The sequence below is a fragment of the Paramicrobacterium agarici genome (assembly GCF_002563955.1).
GTDB lineage: Bacteria > Actinomycetota > Actinomycetes > Actinomycetales > Microbacteriaceae > Paramicrobacterium > Paramicrobacterium agarici.
Genome location: NZ_PDJE01000001.1, coordinates 2545462 through 2564251 on the forward strand (window position 1 = coordinate 2545462; position 18790 = coordinate 2564251).

Genomic DNA, 18790 nt, shown 5'->3' on the forward strand with positions numbered 1-18790 from the left:
GTCCCCCAGCCTACCCGTCGCGCGCGCTGGATTTCGACGCCCGGTTAGGACTTCGACATCGCTTCGCGCTCGGTCTCGTCGAGGCGTCTGTCGATCGCCTCGCGCAGCGCGGGGTGCCGCGTGAATCCGGGATCGTCGGCGTGCAGAGCCTCAGCGGCTTCCCGTGCCCTCATGATCACGTCGCCATCTGTTGCAACACGCAGCAGCCGCAGGGACGACCGCCCTCCTGACTGCGCTCCGCCAAGCACGTCGCCCTCTCGGCGCAGCTCAAGGTCTCGTTGCGCAAGCTCGAAGCCGTCGGTCGTCGACGCGACAGCCTCGACACGCTCAAGCGAGGTCGTTTCAGGAGCCGCGTTCGTGACGAGAAGGCACAGTCCGGGAACTGATCCCCTGCCGACGCGGCCACGCAGCTGGTGCAGCTGCGAAACGCCGAATCGATCGGCGTCGAGCACGATCATGGTCGACGCGTTGGGAACGTCGACACCCACCTCGATCACGGTCGTCGTCACGAGAACGTCGATGTCGCCGGCTGCGAAGCGCAGCATGATGTCGTCCTTCTCATCCGTCGTCATGCGACCGTGAAGGATCTCGATTGTGAGACCGCGCAGCGACGGCTCCGCTCGCAGCGAAGAAGCTGTGTCGAACACGGTCGCGATGGGGCGCCCGGCGTCGCCGTCGGCCTCGCTCACGCTCTCGTCACCGGGTTCGCCATCGCGATCCGAATCGATCGCGGGGCACACGACGAACGCCTGGCGGCCCAGATCGATCTCCTCGCGCATGCGCGCCCAGACCCGGGGCATCCACGTCGGTTTCACGGCGAGGGGCACGACAAACGTCTCGATGCCCTTTCGCCCGACGGGCAGCTCGGTGATGGTGCTCACGTCGAGATCTCCGAAGACCGTCATGGCGACGGTTCTCGGAATCGGCGTCGCCGTGAGCACGAGCGTGTGGGGGTGTGCGGCGCTCTTGCGCCTGAGCGTATCGCGCTGATCGACGCCGAATCGGTGCTGCTCATCGATCACGATGAGTCCGAGGTCGTAGAACTCCACGACATCGCTGAGTAGCGCGTGGGTGCCCACGACGATCTTCGCTTGTCCCCCGACGATGCGCAGCAGCGCACGTTTGCGGTCGGCTGCGGGCATGCGTCCGGTCAAGAGCACGGGAGCCATGTCGGCGGCGAGATCGGGACCGAGCGCGGCGACGATCGAGCGCATGTGCTGGGCCGCAAGCACCTCTGTTGGCGCCAGCAGCGCCGTCTGCCCGCCATCTTGTGCAACGGTCAGCATCGCGCGAAGCGCGACAAGCGTCTTGCCCGAGCCCACTTCGCCCTGGACGAGTCGGTTCATCGGGTTGCGCTGCGCCAGGTCGGCCGTGATCGCCTCCCCGACCGCGGTCTGATCGCCCGTCAGAGAGAAGGGCAATTGGGCGTCGAAGCGATCGAGCGGCCCCCCGGGTTCCGCAACGCGCGCCATCGCCATCTGCTCGCGCGCTTGCGCTCTGGATTCGATGAGCGCGGCTTGAAGAACGAACGCCTCGTGAAAGCGCAGGGTGCGGCGCGCGTGCTTCCAGTCGTCGTCGTTGCGAGGTCTGTGGATGCGTTCGAGCGCCGTGGCGTACTCGAGGAGTCCCTCGGACTCGCGGATCGCCGCGGGAACCGGGTCGTAGACGCCGAAAGTCGTCAGGTAATCAAGGACGACCGCGATGGATTTCTCGATCGTCCACGTCTGTATCGAACTTGTTGCCGCGTAGATCGGAATCGGGGTCGTCGCCCACACGCGAGCATCGTCGTCGCTCATTCCGGACTTCTCGAACAGCTTGTAATCGGGATGCGTCAGCTGCATGGAGCCGCGGTACGACGAGATCTTTCCTGAAAAGACTCCCCGCGCGCCAGGAACGAGCTCTTCTTTGCGCCACGTCTGATTGAAGAAGGTGAGAGTGAGGATGCCTCGGCCATCGGAGATCACGGCCTCGAAGATCGTTCCTTTGCGCTTGTTCATCGGCCGAACCGAGGCCCGCACAACGTCGGCGACAAGCGCGACGTTCTCGCCAACGGGGACTCCCCCGAGCTGCGTGAGTTCGCCGTGGTGAGCGTACCGTCGCGGGTAGTGTGCGAGCAGATCTCCGATCGAACGATGCCCGAAGACGCGCTCGAGCGCCCCGGCCGTACGTCCGCCGAGCGGCCCGGAAAGTCGTCCACCCAGTCCCGACTCGTTCATGTGTTCGAGTCTACGCGGAGGCGCCGACACACGTTATTCTCAGTAGGCAATGACCAGAATCATCGGCGGCGACGCCGGCTCTCTTGCTCTCAAGGTGCCTCCCCAGGGGACGCGCCCCACGAGCGACCGCGTTCGAGAGGCGATCTTCTCCGCCCTCGACTCTCGCGATGCGCTCCGCGGCGCCCACGTCGCCGACCTCTATGCGGGCTCGGGGGCACAGGGGCTTGAGGCGGCGAGTCGCGGCGCCGCATCGGTCACACTCGTCGACAGCTCACCGCGGGCAGGTGCTGTCTGTCGGGCGAATGCGTCAACGGTGACGCGCGCGGCCGAGCGCTCGCTGCACATTGAGACCGTTGTCTCCGCTGTGCAGCCGTGGCTCGACAGAGTGACACACGGCATCCGGTACTCGCTGGTGTTTCTCGACCCGCCGTACGACCTTTCCGAGGATCATCTCGCGGCGAACCTGTCGTCGCTCGTTCCGCACCTCGACAGCGATGCGACGATCGTCGTCGAACGCAGCTCTCGTTCCCCCGAGCCGTCGTGGCCCGATGCCATCACGCCCCTGCGCTCGCGGCGCTACGGCGAGACTGTCGTCTGGTGGGCCGAAGCAGCGGGTCAGCCCGCGGCACCGTCCCACGCCGTGTAGGGGTCCCATCCGCGTGCCGCGACCGGCGCGCCGTCGCACGTGACGTCTGCACCACCGGCCTCGCTCACCATTCCGATGCGAGTGAACCCTCCGGGCAGTTCAGCGCCGGGCGGGAAGCACGCGAGCAGGCCGTGGTCTTCACCGCCGTGCAGTGCGGCATCGACGTCATCGCCGAGCAGCAGGGACTCCAGGGCGAGCGTCACACCGCTCGCCCTGGCCATGCGCGAGGCATCGAGCGCGAGACCGTCGGAGATGTCCATCATGGCCGTTGCCCCGGCACGAGCGCCTCGAGGACCGTCCGCGATCGGCGGTGTCGGTGTCAGCTGAGCTGATACGAGATCGGGATGCTGCTCACGCACGCTGTTCGCCCGTGAGGCGTCGGGCACGCCTGCCTCGTCCACGCCCTCCGAGAACAACAGCGCCAGACCGTGAGAGGCTCGGCCGAGCTGCCCAGACACCGCGACGACGTCGCCTGTCCTTGCGCCCGTGCGCAGCACGGGCGCCCTCCCTTCGAGGTCGCCGAATGCCGTGACGGCGATCGTGAACGTTCCCGAGACCGACAGGTCGCCTCCGACGACCCCGCACCCGGGCGCCAACGCCTCGCACGCCGCTTTGAGCCCGTCTGCGAACTCTTCGAGCTCGTCGACGGGCGTCGAATCAGGAACGGCCAGAGCAACGACGAGACCCGTCGGCCGCGCCCCCATCGCAGCGACGTCCGAGAGGTTGGTGGCGGCGGCCTTCCATCCGAGGTGCCACGGCGTCGACCAGGCTCGTCGAAAATCGGGACCGTGCACCATCATGTCAGTCGTGACGACGAACCGTGCGTCGGGCGCTGCCATCACGGCACTGTCGTCGCCCGGTCCGACCAGCGCTGCATCAGAGGCGGGTAGTCGCGGGAAGATGCGCGACAGCACAGCACCTTCGGTGACCTCGGCAACGGTCTGCCCTGCTGTGCTGCTCCCGCGCGCACTGTCAGTGAAACCCATGGGATCAACGGTAGCCTGAAGATGATGCACACCCTCGCTCGAGCCGCGTCAGCGGCCGTACTCGCCTGCGCGTCGGCGCTCTCACTCACCGCGTGCGCCGGTGCCGTCGCTATGGACCCGGCACCGCATTCGAACGACCCCGCGTGCGCTGCGGTGACCGTGCGGCTCCCCGACGCCATCGGCACGTTCGAGAAACGGCAGACCACGGCGCAGGCGACCGGTGCGTGGGGTGACCCCGCGTCGATTCTCCTGCATTGCGGCGTCGAGCCGGTCGGGCCGACGACGATGCCGTGCTTCTCTGTGAACGGTGTCGACTGGGTGCGCGATGACAGCGACGATCCCGTGTTCCGATTCACGACCTATGGCCGTACGCCGGCGGTCGAGGTGATCATCGACAATCGCGAGGCCTCGGGATCGGCGCTGCTCGATCTCTCGCCCGCCGTGAGCGTCACCGAGGCGACGTCGAAGTGCCTCAATGCCGAAGACGTGACGGGTTAACGCTCACCGCGTTCCACGGCGGCCTCGATCAGCTCCGTGATCAAGTCGGCATAGCTGAGGCCCGACACGATCCAGCATGTGGGGAACATCGAGATCGGTGTGAACCCGGGCATGGTGTTCACCTCGTTGAGAACAAAGCCATCTGCCGTCAAGAAGAAGTCGACACGAGCAAGCCCCTCCGCGCCGACGGCGTCGAAGGCACGCAGCGCGATGTCCTTCATCGTGGCCAGCTCGTCGTCACTCAGCTCGGCAGGGCAGACGAGGTCGATGCCCGATGCACCGAGATACTTCGCGTCGAAGTCGTAAAAGGCGCGGCCCGAGACGACGATTTCGCCCGCCACGTCGGACGTGCGAGGCGTCGAACCAGCGCGGCCGCCGAGAACGGCGATCTCGACTTCACGGCCGTCGACTCCCTGCTCCACGAGAACACTGTCGTCTTCGGCGAAGCCGATGCGCAGTGCCTCGGCCAGCTCGTCCGGGTGCGACACCCTGCTGACACCGACGCTCGAACCGGCGCGCGCCGGCTTGACGAAGACGGGCAGCGTGAGCCCATCGAGCAGTGCCTCGACAGCATCCGGGTTCGACGGCACCTCCGCCTTGCGCACGCGCCTCCAGGGCGCGACAGCGATGCCGGCGTGCTGCAGCACCGACTTCGTATAGTGCTTGTCCATGCCGAGCGCGGACGCGAGGACGCCCGAGCCGACGTACGGCAGGCCAACGAGCTCAAGCAGACCCTGAATGGTGCCGTCTTCGCCGTACGTGCCGTGAAGAATGGGAAAGACGACGTCGACAGTGCCGAGCGACGAAATCTGCCCCTCGCGCTCGACGGTCAGCTCACGACTGTCGGCACCGTCGGGCCAGCGAACGCGCGTGCCGTTGTCGGTGATCTCGGGGAGCTCGTCGCCATCAAGCGCGAACGTGCGCGCATCGTCGTCTTCGAGCACGAACTGCCCCGACCGGGTGATTCCGATGGGAATCACGTCGAAGCGGTCGCGATCAATCGCTCCCAGCACTCCCCCCGCCGTTGCGCAGCTGATCGAATGCTCGCTTGAGCGCCCCCCAAACAGCACCGCCACCCGCAGCTTTCGCGTCATCGCTCGTCCTCTCCCCCTGGGGTTCGTCAGAATCCGTTGTCAGATGCGGGGCAATCCCCTTGGGGTCCAGGGTCCCCTCGAGAACCTGCTTGACCTGCTGCACGATCGGCATGCTCACGCCCACCGAATCCGCGATCTCCAGCACCGGCCCTACCGAGGCAAGGCCCTCGGCCGTCTGCTGCATCTGCTTGACGACCGACGAAAAACTATACCCTTGGCCGAGCAGTCTGCCCGCCGTATTGTTGCGGGATAGCGGGGATTGGCACGTCGCGATCAGGTCTCCGAGGCCAGCAAGACCCGACAGCGTCTCAGGCTGCGCGCCGAGCGCGACTGAGAAGTCGGTCATCTCGACGAGCCCGCGCGTGATGATCGAGGCCTTGGTGTTCTCGCCGTAACCCACACCGTCCACAATGCCGATCGCGACCGCGATCAGGTTCTTCAGCACGCCGCCGAACTCGGTGCCGATCACGTCCGTGTTGACGAACGTGCGAAAGTACGAATTGCGTGCGAGCAGGGCGACCGCCTGCGCAGTTTCGAGACTCTGCGACGACACCACGGCGGCCGTCGGCTGTTCTTTCGCGATCTCAAGCGCCAGATTAGGGCCGGATGCTGCCGCGACACGCGCCGGGTCCCACTCGAGCGTCTGCTCGATCACCTGACTCATTCGCAGTCCGGAGCTGCGTTCCACGCCCTTCATGAGCGAGACGACGCTCACGTCTGCGGGAAGGTGCGGACGCAGCTCGACGAGGTTGTCGCGCAGAGACTGGCTCGGAACGGCGACGAAGACGTGCTGTACTCCCGCGACAGCATCCGCCAGTCGAGTCACTGCCGTCATGCGCGACGGAAGCGTGACACCGGGAAGGTAGTCCTGGTTCCGGTGATTCTTGGTGATGTCGCGGGCCACCTCGCCCCGGCGCGCCCACATGGTCACGTCGCTGCCGCCGTCGGCGAGGATCTTGCCGAACGTGGTGCCCCAGCTGCCCGAGCCGATCACGGCTACGCGCGCTGGCGCGGTCGTCTTACGACTCAAAGCGTCCCGTCTCCTTCTGATTGTGCTTCGTCGGATCCCATCGTTCGTCCGGAGCGTCTTCGTGACGAATCATCTCAAGCTCGGCCGTTATGGCGTTCATGATCGTGTTCGTCGCCTCTGCGAACGTCGCCGAATCACGCGGTCGATCGGCACAGGCGCTCAAATCGACGACGTCGCCGACTTTGATCGTGATCTTCTTCGGTGGAAAAAAGCTCACCTTCTTGCCGTAGCGGGCCATGACCTTCTGGGTTCCCCAGTGGGCGACGGGGATCACGGGAAGATCGTGGGTGAGCGCCATGCGGGCAGCACCGGTCTTGCCGCGCATCGGCCACATCTGCGGGTCGCGCGTGAGCGTTCCCTCCGGGTACACGATCACGCCGCCGCCGATCGTGACGAGGTCTCCGGCAGCCTCGATCGGGCCCTTTCCTCGCGCCGAGCCTTCTCGTTCGACGGGAATCTGGCCCGAGGAGCGCAGCAGCCAGCCGACAACCGGAATGCGAAACAGGGAGGCTTTCGCCATGAATCGCGGCACGCGCCCCATCTTCCACGTGGCGATGCCGATCACGATGGGATCGATCTCGCTGAAGTGATTGGGCGCGAGAATGAACGGTCCGCTGCGGGGAAGCTTGTGTCCGTCGATGATGGTGATCTTCATCATCACTCGCGCGATCGGCAGGATCAGCGCAGCAAGCAGCCAGAAGATCGAGGGACGCGACTTCTCTGTGCTTCGCTTCACTGACGTCGACGACAGTGGCTCTGGGGTGTCTGACACTCCCCCATTATCCTTCGATCGTGAAATCGGCTCCGAGAACCTTGAGCTTCTCGAGGAAGCGCTCGTAGCCCCGGCTGATGATTCCCACATTCGAGACGCGAGAGCTTCCTTCGGCGCTGAGCGCAGCGATCAAGTGCGAGAATCCGCCGCGAAGATCGGGAACCACGATGTCGGCCCCGTGCAGTGTGCTCGGCCCGGAGATCACAGCCGAGTGGTTGAAGTTGCGCTGCCCGAACCGGCACGCTTGCCCGCCGAGGCACTCGCGATGAATCTGGATCGTGGCGCCCATCTCGACGAGTGCGTCCACAAATCCGAAGCGCTTTTCGTACACGGTCTCGTGCACGATCGATACGCCCTGTGCCTTTGTCAGTGCCACGACGAGCGGCTGCTGCCAATCGGTCATGAAGCCAGGGTGCACGTCGGTTTCGATGATGACCGGGTTGAGCTCGGTTCCGGGATGGAAGAAGCGAATGCCGTCTTCGTGGATCTCGAAGCCTCCGCCGACCTTGCGGAAGACGTTGAGGAACGTGAGCATTTCGGACTGGCGCGCACCGCCAACGAAGATGTCGCCCTCGGTGGCGAGAGCGGCTGCAGCCCAGCTCGCGGCCTCGTTGCGATCGAACAGCGCTCGGTGCGAATATCCGGTGAGCGTTGTGACGCCCTCGATGCGAATGACCCTGTCGGTGTCGACCGAGATGATCGCCCCCATCTTCTGGAGGATGTTGATGAGATCCATGATCTCGGGCTCGATCGCCGCGCCCCGCAGCTCGGTGATCCCTTCCGAGCGCACCGCTGTCAGGAGCACTTGCTCCGTCGCACCGACGCTCGGGTAGGGAAGCTCGATTTTCGCGCCGCGCAGGCCCGTCGGCGCCGAGATGCGAATGCCGCTGGGGAGCTTTTCGACGACGGCGCCGAAGGTGCGCAGCACGTCAAGGTGGTAATCGATCGGACGGTCGCCGATGCGGCATCCGCCCAGGTCGGGAATGAACGCCTCGCCCAGCTTGTGAAGCAACGGGCCGCAGAACAGGATCGGAATACGACTCGAACCCGCGTGCGCGTCGATGTCGGCCATGTGAGCGCTCTCGACGGCAGAAGGGTCGAGATGGAGCTCACCGTCTTCGTCACCGTCGCTGATCTTGACGCCGTGAACGTCGAGCAGACCGCGAACGACACGGACATCGCTGATGTCGGGAACGTCCCTCAGAACGCTGGGCGTGTCTCCGAGCAGCGAGGCCACCATCGCCTTGGTGACGAGGTTCTTCGCGCCTTTGAGTTCAATTCGTCCCGTGAGAGGACGCCCTCCGCGAATGGTGATTGTGTCTGCGTGAAGTCCCACGCCCGCCCCCAAAGCGTCCTCGAGAAGAGTCTTCAATACATGTCCCTGATATTCGGCTATCTGACGGGCAGGGTCTGCGGACGCCAGGTTGCGCGTGTGGCCTCGAATGCTGTGATCGCTTCTTCGTTTCGAAGCGTCAGAGCGATGTCATCGAGCCCCTCGAGCAAACGCCACCTAGTGTAATCATCGATATCGAATGGCACCTGAACATCGCCGACGCTCACCGTCTTGTCGGCGAGGCTGACGGTGAACTCGACGCCCGGATGCGCGTCGATCTCTGCCCAGAGTCGCTCAAGATTGTCTTCTGTGATCTGCGCGGCCAGCAGTCCCTGCTTACCGGAGTTTCCGCGGAAGATATCGCCGAACCGTGTGCTGAGCACCACGGAGAAGCCATAGTCGCGCAGAGCCCACACGGCGTGCTCGCGCGATGACCCGGTTCCGAAGTCGGGGCCGGCGACGAGGATGCTGGCGCCGGCGAACTCGGGCTGGTTCAGCACGAACTCCGGGTCTTGCCTCCAGCCGGCGAAGAGTGCGTCGTCAAAGCCCGTCTTCGTGACGCGCTTGAGGTAGACGGCGGGGATGATCTGGTCGGTGTCGACGTTCGATCGCTTCAGGGGCGCCGCGATTCCCGTGACTGTTGTGAATTTCTGCATGATGATCAGCTCTCCAGATCTGAGGGGCTCGACAGCGTTCCGCGCACGGCCGTCGCAGCCGCGACCACGGGCGAGACGAGGTGCGTGCGCCCTCCCTTGCCTTGACGGCCCTCAAAGTTGCGGTTGCTCGTCGATGCGCAGCGTTCGCCCGGCGCGAGCTGGTCTGGGTTCATGCCCAGACACATGGAGCAGCCCGCGAATCGCCACTCGGCGCCGAATTCTTCGACGATCTTGTCGATCCCCTCAGCCTCGGCCTCGAGACGCACGCGCGCCGATCCGGGAACGACCATGACACGCACACCGTCTGCCTTCTTCTTGCCCTTGATGAGGGTGGCGAACGAACGCAGGTCCTCGATGCGGCTGTTGGTGCACGACCCCATGAAGACAGCATCCACGGGAATCTCTTTGAGTTTTGTTCCCGGCGCGAGGTCCATGTACTCGAGAGCGCGCTCCGCCGCGGCGCGATCCGTCGGATCGTCGAACTGCTCGGGGCGAGGCACCTCCCCGCTCAGCGACACGCCCTGACCGGGGTTTGTGCCCCACGTGACAAACGGCTCCAGCTCGTCGGCGTTGAGGAAGACCTCCGCGTCGAACTGGGCGCCTTCGTCTGTCGAGAGCGTCTCCCAGTAGGCGACGGCTTCGTCCCAATCCGCGCCCTGCGGTGCGTGGGGCCGCCCCTTGAGGTAGTCATACGTCGTCTGATCGGGCGCCACCATTCCCGCGCGAGCGCCGGCCTCGATCGACATGTTGCAGATCGTCATGCGCCCTTCCATCGACAACGCGCGAATGGCGCTGCCGCGGTACTCGAGCACGTAGCCCTGGCCGCCGCCCGTGCCGATCTTGGCGATGACGGCGAGAATGATGTCTTTGGCGGTCACGCCCGGCTTGAGCGTGCCCTCGACGTTGATGGCCATGGTCTTGAACGGCTTGAGCGGAAGAGTCTGCGTCGCCATGACGTGCTCGACCTCGCTCGTGCCGATGCCGAACGCCATGGCGCCGAAGGCACCGTGCGTCGACGTGTGCGAGTCTCCGCAGACCACGGTGATTCCGGGCATCGTGAGACCGAGCTGCGGGCCGACGACGTGCACGATTCCCTGTTCGACGTCGCCGAGGGAATGCAGGCGGATGCCGAATTCTTCGGCGTTCGTGCGCAGCGTCTGAATCTGCGTTCGGCTCGTGAGGTCGGCGATCGGCTTGTCGATGCCGATCGTCGGCGTGTTGTGATCTTCCGTCGCGATCGTGAGGTCTGGCCGTCGAACGGGGCGACCGGCCATGCGCAGACCATCGAATGCCTGAGGACTGGTCACCTCATGTACGAGGTGCAGATCGATGTAGATCAGATCGGGAGTGCCATCTTCCCCTTTGGCCACGAGGTGGTCAGCCCAGACCTTCTCAGCCAGCGTGCGCGGGGTGTTCGGATTGTCAGCGTTCTGTTGCATTGACGTGCTTCCTTGGGTGAAGTTGAACAGGCGTCACCAGACTCCGCGACGAGGATGCCTGAAGACTAGGCCTCGCCGCGGCAGCTAAGAAGCAGACCGAACAGCACGTGGCAAGGATATCACTCGCCTGAGGACTCGTTCGCCTTCAGCTCCTTGCGACGTGCAGCGATGAGGCTCGCGATCGTCGCGACCGCCATCGACACGATGATGACGCCGAGCGAGACCCAGGTGTTGATCTCGGGAATCCAGAGCACGTTCTCCCCGCCGTTGATGAACGGCAGCTCGTTGACGTGCAGCGCGTGGAAGACGAGCTTCACGCCGATGAACGCGAGGATGAAGGCGATGCCGTAATGCAGGTATTCGAGCCGCTCGAGAAGTCCGCCGAGCATGAAGTACAGCTGGCGAAGTCCCATCAGGGCGAAGATGTTCGCCGTGAACACGATGAACGGGCTCTGCGTGATGCCGAAGATCGCGGGAATCGAGTCGATTGCGAACATGACGTCTGTCGCGCCGATCGCGAGGAAGACCATCACCATGGGCGTCCACATCGTACGGCCGTCGACGACCGTGCGCAGCTTCGCGCCGTCGTAGTCAGGCGCGACCTTCATTCTGCGTCGCATGAAGCGCGTGAACCAGGACTCAGCGTCCTCAGCGTCGTCACTGTCCCCGAACGCCTGCTTCCACGCCGTGTAGAGCAGGAAAGCGCCGAAGATGTAGAACACCGCGCTGAAATGCTCGATGAGCGTCGCTCCCGCGATGATGAAGATTCCACGGAAGACGAGGGCGATGATGATGCCCACCATCAGCACTTCCTGCTGGAACTTCTTGGGGACAGCGAACTTCGTCATGATGATGACGAAGACGAAGAGGTTGTCAATCGACAGGCTGTACTCGGTGAGCCAGCCGGCGAGGAACTCGCCCGCGAAGTCGCCTCCCGCGAACAGGAGCATCAGTCCGGAGAAGACGAGAGCAAGCGTCACGTAGAACGCGACCCACAGCGCCGACTCCTTCATCGATGGGATGTGAGGGCGCCTGACGACCAGCAGCAGGTCGAACAGCAGAATGAGCACGAGAACGATGTACGATCCGATTTCAAACGCGAGCGGGAGCTCAGGGTGCATACGTTGATGCCTTTCACGGAGGGAGGATGCGATGAACGCCGAAAGTCTCTCCCCCGACGGTGCCGGCGCAGCATCCGGGATCACGCCCTCATGACCCGTATTGACGAATGCTGCGAGACGGGATACTCCCCTTCGCCTTCCCTACTCTAACGGATGCTGACGGAGCGTCGCGATCCGACGAGGCACGCCTCTGGCCCGACCTGCCGTCGAGGCCGGAGGCGCGAGTCTCGTCAGCCTCGCTCGCCCGCGACGATCGCGGCGAGAGCGTTTCTGCGCTGCTCCTGCTCGACCGGGTCCGGAACGGGAAGCGACGCGAGAAGGCGCTGCGTGTAGGGGTCCTTCGGGGCGCCAAGCACCTCTGACCCCGTTCCTTCCTCGACGAGCTTGCCGCGGTACATGACGGCAATGCGATCAGAGAGAATGTCGACGACGGCGAGGTCGTGGCTGATGAACAGCGCCGCAAAGCCCAGCTCGGCCTGCAGCTCGGCGAAGAGCTCGAGAACGCGCTCTTGCACAGACACGTCGAGCGCGCTCGTCGGCTCGTCGGCGATGAGCAGCTCCGGATCGAGAGCGAGTCCGCGCGCCAGGCTCGCACGCTGCCGTTGACCTCCCGAGAGCTCGTGAGGAAACCGCTTGGCATACGCGCGCGGCAGCTGCACGGCCTCGAGAAGCTCTGCCACCTTCGTCTCGATCTGCGCATCGCTCATGTCCCGGCGGTGCACCCGGAACGGCTCGGCGACGCACTCCTCGATGCTCAGCAGCGGGTTGAAGCTCGACGCGGGATCCTGAAAGACGAAGCCGATGCGCGAGCGCAGCTTCTTGAACTTGCGCTCTTTCACGCCGTTCATCTCGGCGCCGAGTACTGTGAGCGAGCCGCCCGTCACGCGCGTGAGACCGGCGATCGCCCGCCCGATCGTGGTCTTGCCCGAGCCGGACTCCCCCACGAGGCCGACGACTTCTCCCGGCGCGATCTGAAATGACACGCCGTCGACGGCCATGAATCCCGGTCGCCCGAGTCGGCCAGGGTACTGGATCTGCAGGTCCTTCGCCTCGACGACGGGCGTCGCGCCCCGATCGGGTTCACGCCGCGACTCGACGGCGACGCTCTGACCGATGCGTGGGACCGCACCGAGCAGCTTCTTCGTGTAGTCGTGCTTCGGAGACGCGAAAAGCTCCCGCGAGCCGTTCTCTTCGACGATCTGACCTTGGTACATCACGACCACACGGTCGGCGAGATCGGCGACGACGCCCATGTTGTGCGTGATCAGCACGATCGACGTGTTGAACTCGTCGCGGCAGCGGCGAAGCAGGTCGAGGATCTCGGCCTGCACGGTGACGTCGAGCGCCGTGGTCGGCTCGTCGGCGACGATGAGCCCCGGGTCAAGAACGAGAGCCATCGCGATGACCACGCGCTGCTTCTGCCCGCCCGAGAACTGGTGAGGGTAATAGTCAACGCGGGTCTCGGGGTCGGGAATGCCCACGCGATTCAGAATGTCAATCGACTTTTCGCGCGCCGCCTTGCGGCTGAGTGCGCGATCGTGCGCACGCAGTCCCTCGGCGATCTGCCACCCCACCGTGTAGACGGGATTGAGCGCTGTCGAGGGCTCTTGGAACACCATCGAGACGTCGTCGCCCCGCATCTGGCGCAATCGGCTCTTCGACACGGAGATGACATCGCCCGAGCGTTCCCCGTCGCGACTGCGGACGATGACGGCTCCCGAGCTCGTCGCCGTTTCGGGCAGGAGTCCGAGAATCGTCTTGGCCGTCACGGTCTTTCCGCTGCCCGACTCTCCCACGATGGCCACGACCTCGCGCGGTCCGACGGTGAGCGAGACGCCGTCGACGGCGCGGACAGCACCGGCGTCTGACGAGAATGCGACGTTCAGGTCGGTGATCTGCAGGATGTCGTCGCTCATGGCCGGTCTCCTTCGCTGGGATCTGGACCGTCGACGACGGCCGTGTTCTGCACGTTGGCAGTTGGAACGACGCTCGTCTCGACGATCTCGCCCGAGTCGGCCGCGACCCCGCGCCGTCCTCGGAGACGCGGATCATTGAGGTCGTTGAGGCTCTCGCCGACCAGGGTCATGCCGAGCACGGCCAGGACGATGCCGAGGCCCGGGCCGATCGACGTCCACCAGATTCCGCTGGAGACGTCGGAGAGCGCCTTGTTGAGGTCGTACCCCCACTCGGACGCCGCCGTCGGCTCGATGCCGAATCCGAGGAACCCGAGCCCGGCGAGGGTGAGGATCGCCTCGGAGGCGTTGAGCGTAAAGATGAGCGGCAGCGTGCGCGTCGCGTTGCGGAAGACGTGCAGACTCATGATGCGGATGTTGCTCGCTCCGAGCACCTTCGCCGACTCGACGAACGCCTCGGCTTTGATGCGAACCGTCTCCGCGCGAATAACGCGGAAGTACTGGGGAATGAAGACAACGGTGATCGACATCGCAGCCGTCAGGATTCCGCCGATGAGGTTCGAGCGACCTCCCGAGATCGCGATCGAGATGACGATCGCGAGCAGCAGCGAGGGGAACGCGTAGATCGCGTCGCAGATGACGACGAGCACACGGTCGATCCAGCCGCCGAAGTAGCCCGAGAGCAGCCCGAGAATGACGCCGATGAAGATCGACAACGTCACGGCGACGATCACGACGAGGGCCGCTGTCTGTGCCCCCCAGATCACGCGCGACAGCACGTCGAACCCGCCGACCGTCGTGCCGAGGAGATGCTCAGGGCCGGGCGGTTGTTGTGCGCCGAAGCCGCCGTCTTCGTCGCTCAGCTGGGCGTATCCGTATGGCGAGATCCACGGAGCGAAGATCGCGACGAGCGCGAAGATCACCGAGATCGTGAGGCCGGCGATCAGCATGCCGCGCTGAATTCCGTAACTCTGCCTCAGCTGACGCAGAATGGGCAGCCGATCCATGAGGGACCGGCGAGTGCTTCCCGTCTGTGCGGTCATGTCAGTACCTCACTCTCGGGTCGATGAGCGCCGCGATGATGTCGACGATGAAGTTGGTCACGGCGACGATCACGGCGAGCAGGACGACGATGCCCTGCACGGCGACGAAGTCGCGGGACTGCAGGTACTGCACGAGCATGAAGCCGAGTCCCTTCCACTCGAAGGTCGTCTCCGTCAGCACGGCGCCCGCGAGCATCAGGGCGATCTGCATTCCCATCACGGTGATGATCGGAATGAGCGCGGGCCGGTAGGCGTGCTTGCGCACGAGCCGGAACTCGCTGACGCCGCGTGAGCGGGCAGCATCCACGTAGTCCTTCGTCAGCGTGCCGATCATGTTCGTTCGCACCAGACGCAGGAACACGCCAGCGGTGAGCAGTCCCAGCGCGATGGCGGGAAGGGCGGCATGGCTCAGCACGTCGCCGATCGCATCAGGATCGCCGAGCCGGAATGCGTCGATGAGGTGAATGCCCGTCGGATTGTCGAGAAGCTGAAGGTTGAGCTCTGTGCGTGTGCTCGCCCGGCCCGAGACCGGAAGCAGGCCGAGGCCGACTGAGAAGATCAGTTTGAGCAGCATTCCGGCGAAGAACACGGGTGTGGCATAGAAGAGAATGGCGAGAACGCGCAGAACGGCGTCTGACGCTTTGTCGCGCCGGTACGCGGCCCACATGCCGAGCGGAATGCCGACGATGAAGGCGACGATGAGGCCGTAGATCGCCAACTCGAGAGTCGCCGACCCGTACGTGAGCAGAATCTCGGTGACGGGGCGATTGTCACTGATCGTCGTTCCGAAGTCCCCGCGCAGCAGGCCGCCGAGGTACTCGAAGTACTGCACGATCACGGGGCGGTCGTATCCGGCCGCGTGAATGCGCTCGGCGAGCTGGTCAGGAGTGAGACGCCCGCCGAGGGCTGCGGTGATGGGATCCCCCGTCGTGCGCATGAGCACGAACACGAGGGTGACGAGAATGAAGATCGTGGGGATGATGAGCAGGAACCGCACGATGATATATCGCAGCAGGCTCCCTCCCCCGCTGGATTTCGTGGCTGGGGCGGCTTGCGCAGTCGTGCCGCTGGGTTGTGCGCTGGGGGAAGTCAGCGTTCCACCTGCCTCTCTGGGGACATGGGGGTGTGTGACCCGGCGAGGGGCGGATGCTGGTGAGCATCCGCCCCTCGATGAGGAATCTACTTGTGGATCGGTGCGTAGCGGAACTTGAACGACGCATCGAGGGTGATGCCCTCGACGTCGGCGCCCGAGACCGCGATCTGCGCGCCCTGGAGGTACGGCAGCGTCGGCAGCGTCTGGGCCGCGACATCCTGAATCTGGCCGATGAGGTCAGCGCGGGCGTCCGCGTCACCCTCAACGAGCTGCTGGTTGATGAGGTCCTGGATCTCAGGGTTGTCGTAGTGGTTCAGAAGGAAGTTCTCCTTGCTGAAGAACGGCTGCAGATAGTTCGCCGCGTCGGAGTAGTCGGGGAACCATCCGAGCTGATACAGCGGGTAGACGTCTGACGTGCGGTCCTCGGAGTACTGCACCCACTCCGTCGTCTGCAGGTCGACGCTGAAGAGGCCATTTGCCTCGAGCTGCGACTTGATGAGCGCGTACTCGTCGGCCGACGACGGACCGTAGTGGTCGTTCGAGTACTGGATGCTGAGCTTCACGGGAGTCTCGATGCCCGCGTCCTCCAGACGCTGCTTCGCCTTGTCGGCATCCGGTCCGCCCTCGCCATCGCCGTAGAGCGACTTGAGAGACTCGTTCGCTCCGGTCAGGCCGTCGGGAACGTAGGAGTAAAGCGGAGTGTAGGTGCCCTTGTAGACCTGTTCGGCGATCTGCTCGCGATCGATCAGGTCGGCCATCGCCTGGCGCACGGCGAGCGCCTTGGTCTCGTCAGCGCTGTCGGTCTTCGCACCGAACGGCATGGTGTCGAAGTTGAACACGATGTAGCGGATCTCACCGCCGGGTCCCGTCGTGACTTTGACGTTGTCTTTGCCCTTGAGGTCTTCAACGTCGGTCGCCGAGAGGCTGCGGTACGCGACGTCGATGTCCCCCTCCTGCACGGCGAGCTTGAGGTTCGACGACTCGGAGTAGTACTTGACGTTGACGACCTCGTTCTCGGGAGCGCCGAGAACACCCTTGTAGTCAGGGTTCGCCTTGTACTGAATGAGGTTGTTGAAGTCGTAGCTCTCGATCGAGTACTGGCCGGCGAACGCCTTTCCGTCGACGATCTCCTTGTCTGGCGTGAGCTCGTCTGCCGAGAAGACATCCTCATCGACGATCGGGCCGGCAGGGCTCGAGAGGACCTGCGGGAAGGTCTGGTCGTTCTCGCTCTTGAGCGTGAAGACGACGGTCAGGTCGTCGGGCGCCTCGATGCTGTCGACGTTGTTGAGCAGCGACGACGGACCGTTCGGGTCGGCGATGTTGATGGTGCGTTCAAAGCTGAACTTCACGTCTGACGACGTGAGTTCGTTGCCGTTGGCGAAGGTCAGGCCCTCTTTCAGAGTGACCGTGTACTCGTTCGGCGAGGTGAACTCCGCTGACTCGGCGATGTCGGGCTCGACATCGGGACTGCCGTACGGCGTGTTCATGAGGAACGGGTAGATCTGGTTCATCACCGCGAACGAGCCGTTGTCGTACGAGCCGGCGGGGTCGATGGTGGTGATCTTGTCGGTCGTGCCGATGACGATGGCGCCGCCGCCGTCACCTGATCCGCCGTCACCGCCTGAGCTGCCTGAACAGCCGGCGAGTGCGAGTGCGGCGACTGCGAGACCTGCAGTCGCCGTCAGGGCGCGCCGGCCTGTGGACTTTCCGGATGCCATTTTCGGTACATCCCTTTCTTGGTTGGGAATACGCCGCAGGCACACGGGTGGCCAGCGACGCTGCTGTACTGCAATGCACTTAGCATAATGCTGTCGACCGCCCGAGAGGGCATCGAGCCTGAAAACGTTGCCGAGGCGTGACGACAACGAAAAAGGCCTCCCAGAAGCGCGCTTCTGGGAGGCCTTTTTCGTGTTGTGACCCCAGCGGGATTTGAACCCGCGTTACCGCCGTGAGAGGGCGACGTCCTAGGCCGCTAGACGATGGGGCCTGAAAACAACTCCATGAGTATGCCACAGAAGTGCGCACGCCAACAAATCACGGCGCCGTCAGAAACAATCCGGGCGTGTCGGTACCACCGCGGCGCTCACACGATCACCCGCAGCGCCCGCGGAAGAACACGGATGCTGACGGGCAGCGCACCCAGATTCTCGCCGTCGGCGAAGACATCGGCCTCGGGTCCCGACACCGTGATCTCGCTCACTCGCCGTTCGTGCACAATAGGCAGGCGCGTGTGCGTGCCGGCGAAGACGCGGGGAAAGAAGGTCAGAAGCGTCACGCGCGAAATCGGGTCGACGCGCACGACATCGAGCATGCCGTCGTCGAGTCGCGCGTGCGGCGCGATCGCCATTCCGCCGCCGATGAACCGGTTGTTGGCGACCGACATGAACGCGACATCCCGCGTGGTCATCTCAGAGTCCATCGCCATCGTCATGCGCTCCGCTCGCAGCCCGGCGAGCTCGCGCAGCGTGGCGACCACGTACCGAGCCCGGCCACGCGGCCAGCGCATACGGTTGGCGCGCGCATTCACTCGGGCATCGAAGCCCACCGAGACGACGCCGCCGAATCGCCGCTCCCCCGCCGACGTCGTCGCGACGCCGACATCGATGGAGCGGATGCTGCCGGAGCGCAGGCTGTCGAGAATGCGCTGCGCGGCAGCATCCGGCTTCTGCCTCGCGATCCCGAGCCCGCGGGCGAGGTCATTTCCCGTTCCCGTCGGAACGATCGCGAGCGGCACCTGATTCTCGGCAAGCGCGTTGATCGCGAGATTCACAAGACCGTCTCCCCCGACGGCGACGAGCACGTCGGGAGTTGCGCGCACGGCGTCGACTGTCGCGGCGAGCAGCTCTTCTGCACTCGCCTCGACAAGCGTCGTCACTTCGACGCCCGATCAGCGAGGGCCTCGACAATGCGCATGCCCACGGCTGAATGCGCACCGAAGCTCGACGCAGGA

At 64.6% G+C, this 18790-nt stretch carries 16 protein-coding genes and 1 tRNA gene; 2 read left to right on the forward strand and 15 right to left on the reverse strand.

Annotated features, from left to right (window positions below; all coding sequences use genetic code 11):
• Positions 1-44 precede the first annotated feature (44 nt).
• On the reverse strand, positions 45-2216 hold the full coding sequence (locus ATJ78_RS12480; protein WP_098408492.1) for an ATP-dependent DNA helicase RecG: 2172 nt from the start codon (positions 2214-2216) through the stop codon (positions 45-47).
• A gap of 49 nt (positions 2217-2265) precedes the next feature.
• Between ATJ78_RS12480 and ATJ78_RS12485 the strand changes: the two genes are divergently transcribed.
• Entirely contained in the window at positions 2266-2862 is a 597-nt protein-coding gene (locus ATJ78_RS12485; RefSeq protein ID WP_098408494.1) for an RsmD family RNA methyltransferase, read from the forward strand.
• On the opposite strand, the gene thiL is transcribed toward ATJ78_RS12485, so the two are convergent.
• Complete coding sequence (thiL, locus tag ATJ78_RS12490; protein WP_098408497.1) at positions 2832-3848, reverse strand: thiamine-phosphate kinase; 1017 nt, start codon at positions 3846-3848, stop codon at positions 2832-2834. The two genes, ATJ78_RS12485 and thiL, sit on opposite strands and share 31 nt — an antisense overlap.
• A gap of 21 nt (positions 3849-3869) precedes the next feature.
• Between thiL and ATJ78_RS12495 the strand changes: the two genes are divergently transcribed.
• Positions 3870-4346, forward strand: coding sequence for a DUF3515 family protein (locus tag ATJ78_RS12495; RefSeq protein WP_245836311.1), 477 nt, complete (start codon positions 3870-3872; stop codon positions 4344-4346).
• Here the strand turns inward: ATJ78_RS12495 and ATJ78_RS12500 are convergent.
• From ATJ78_RS12500 to ATJ78_RS12560, 13 genes are all read right to left on the reverse strand, one after another.
• Positions 4343-5440, reverse strand: coding sequence for a D-alanine--D-alanine ligase family protein (locus tag ATJ78_RS12500; protein ID WP_098408499.1), 1098 nt, complete (start codon positions 5438-5440; stop codon positions 4343-4345). The two genes, ATJ78_RS12495 and ATJ78_RS12500, sit on opposite strands and share 4 nt — an antisense overlap.
• The gene (locus tag ATJ78_RS12505; protein WP_245836312.1) at positions 5343-6470 is read right to left on the reverse strand and encodes an NAD(P)H-dependent glycerol-3-phosphate dehydrogenase; all 1128 of its coding nucleotides are present in this window, start codon (positions 6468-6470) and stop codon (positions 5343-5345) included. The genes ATJ78_RS12500 and ATJ78_RS12505 overlap by 98 nt, the downstream gene beginning before the upstream one ends.
• Entirely contained in the window at positions 6460-7242 is a 783-nt protein-coding gene (locus tag ATJ78_RS12510; protein WP_245836313.1) for a lysophospholipid acyltransferase family protein, read from the reverse strand. Before ATJ78_RS12510 ends, ATJ78_RS12505 begins: the two co-directional genes overlap by 11 nt.
• 7 nt (positions 7243-7249) lie before the next feature.
• The gene (gene murA, locus ATJ78_RS12515) at positions 7250-8614 is read right to left on the reverse strand and encodes a UDP-N-acetylglucosamine 1-carboxyvinyltransferase (RefSeq protein WP_245836314.1); all 1365 of its coding nucleotides are present in this window, start codon (positions 8612-8614) and stop codon (positions 7250-7252) included.
• A 20-nt stretch (positions 8615-8634) separates the two neighbouring features.
• The gene (leuD, locus tag ATJ78_RS12520; protein WP_098408510.1) at positions 8635-9231 is read right to left on the reverse strand and encodes a 3-isopropylmalate dehydratase small subunit; all 597 of its coding nucleotides are present in this window, start codon (positions 9229-9231) and stop codon (positions 8635-8637) included.
• A 5-nt stretch (positions 9232-9236) separates the two neighbouring features.
• Positions 9237-10670: a 3-isopropylmalate dehydratase large subunit gene (gene leuC, locus ATJ78_RS12525; protein ID WP_098408513.1), complete on the reverse strand. Its 1434-nt coding sequence runs from the start codon at positions 10668-10670 to the stop codon at positions 9237-9239.
• A gap of 119 nt (positions 10671-10789) precedes the next feature.
• Complete coding sequence (locus tag ATJ78_RS12530) at positions 10790-11791, reverse strand: TerC family protein (RefSeq protein WP_098408516.1); 1002 nt, start codon at positions 11789-11791, stop codon at positions 10790-10792.
• A gap of 230 nt (positions 11792-12021) precedes the next feature.
• Complete coding sequence (locus tag ATJ78_RS12535) at positions 12022-13707, reverse strand: dipeptide ABC transporter ATP-binding protein (protein ID WP_098408518.1); 1686 nt, start codon at positions 13705-13707, stop codon at positions 12022-12024.
• The gene (locus ATJ78_RS12540; protein WP_098408521.1) at positions 13704-14747 is read right to left on the reverse strand and encodes an ABC transporter permease; all 1044 of its coding nucleotides are present in this window, start codon (positions 14745-14747) and stop codon (positions 13704-13706) included. The genes ATJ78_RS12535 and ATJ78_RS12540 overlap by 4 nt, the downstream gene beginning before the upstream one ends.
• A 1-nt stretch (position 14748) precedes the next feature.
• Positions 14749-15762: an ABC transporter permease gene (locus tag ATJ78_RS12545; RefSeq protein ID WP_245836406.1), complete on the reverse strand. Its 1014-nt coding sequence runs from the start codon at positions 15760-15762 to the stop codon at positions 14749-14751.
• A 164-nt stretch (positions 15763-15926) separates the two neighbouring features.
• On the reverse strand, positions 15927-17558 hold the full coding sequence (locus ATJ78_RS12550; RefSeq protein ID WP_098408523.1) for an ABC transporter substrate-binding protein: 1632 nt from the start codon (positions 17556-17558) through the stop codon (positions 15927-15929).
• Between the two features lie 196 nt (positions 17559-17754).
• Positions 17755-17827: transfer RNA gene (locus ATJ78_RS12555), tRNA-Glu, on the reverse strand.
• A 96-nt stretch (positions 17828-17923) separates the two neighbouring features.
• On the reverse strand, positions 17924-18715 hold the full coding sequence (locus ATJ78_RS12560) for a diacylglycerol/lipid kinase family protein (protein ID WP_098408526.1): 792 nt from the start codon (positions 18713-18715) through the stop codon (positions 17924-17926).
• Positions 18716-18790: the final 75 nt, after the last annotated feature.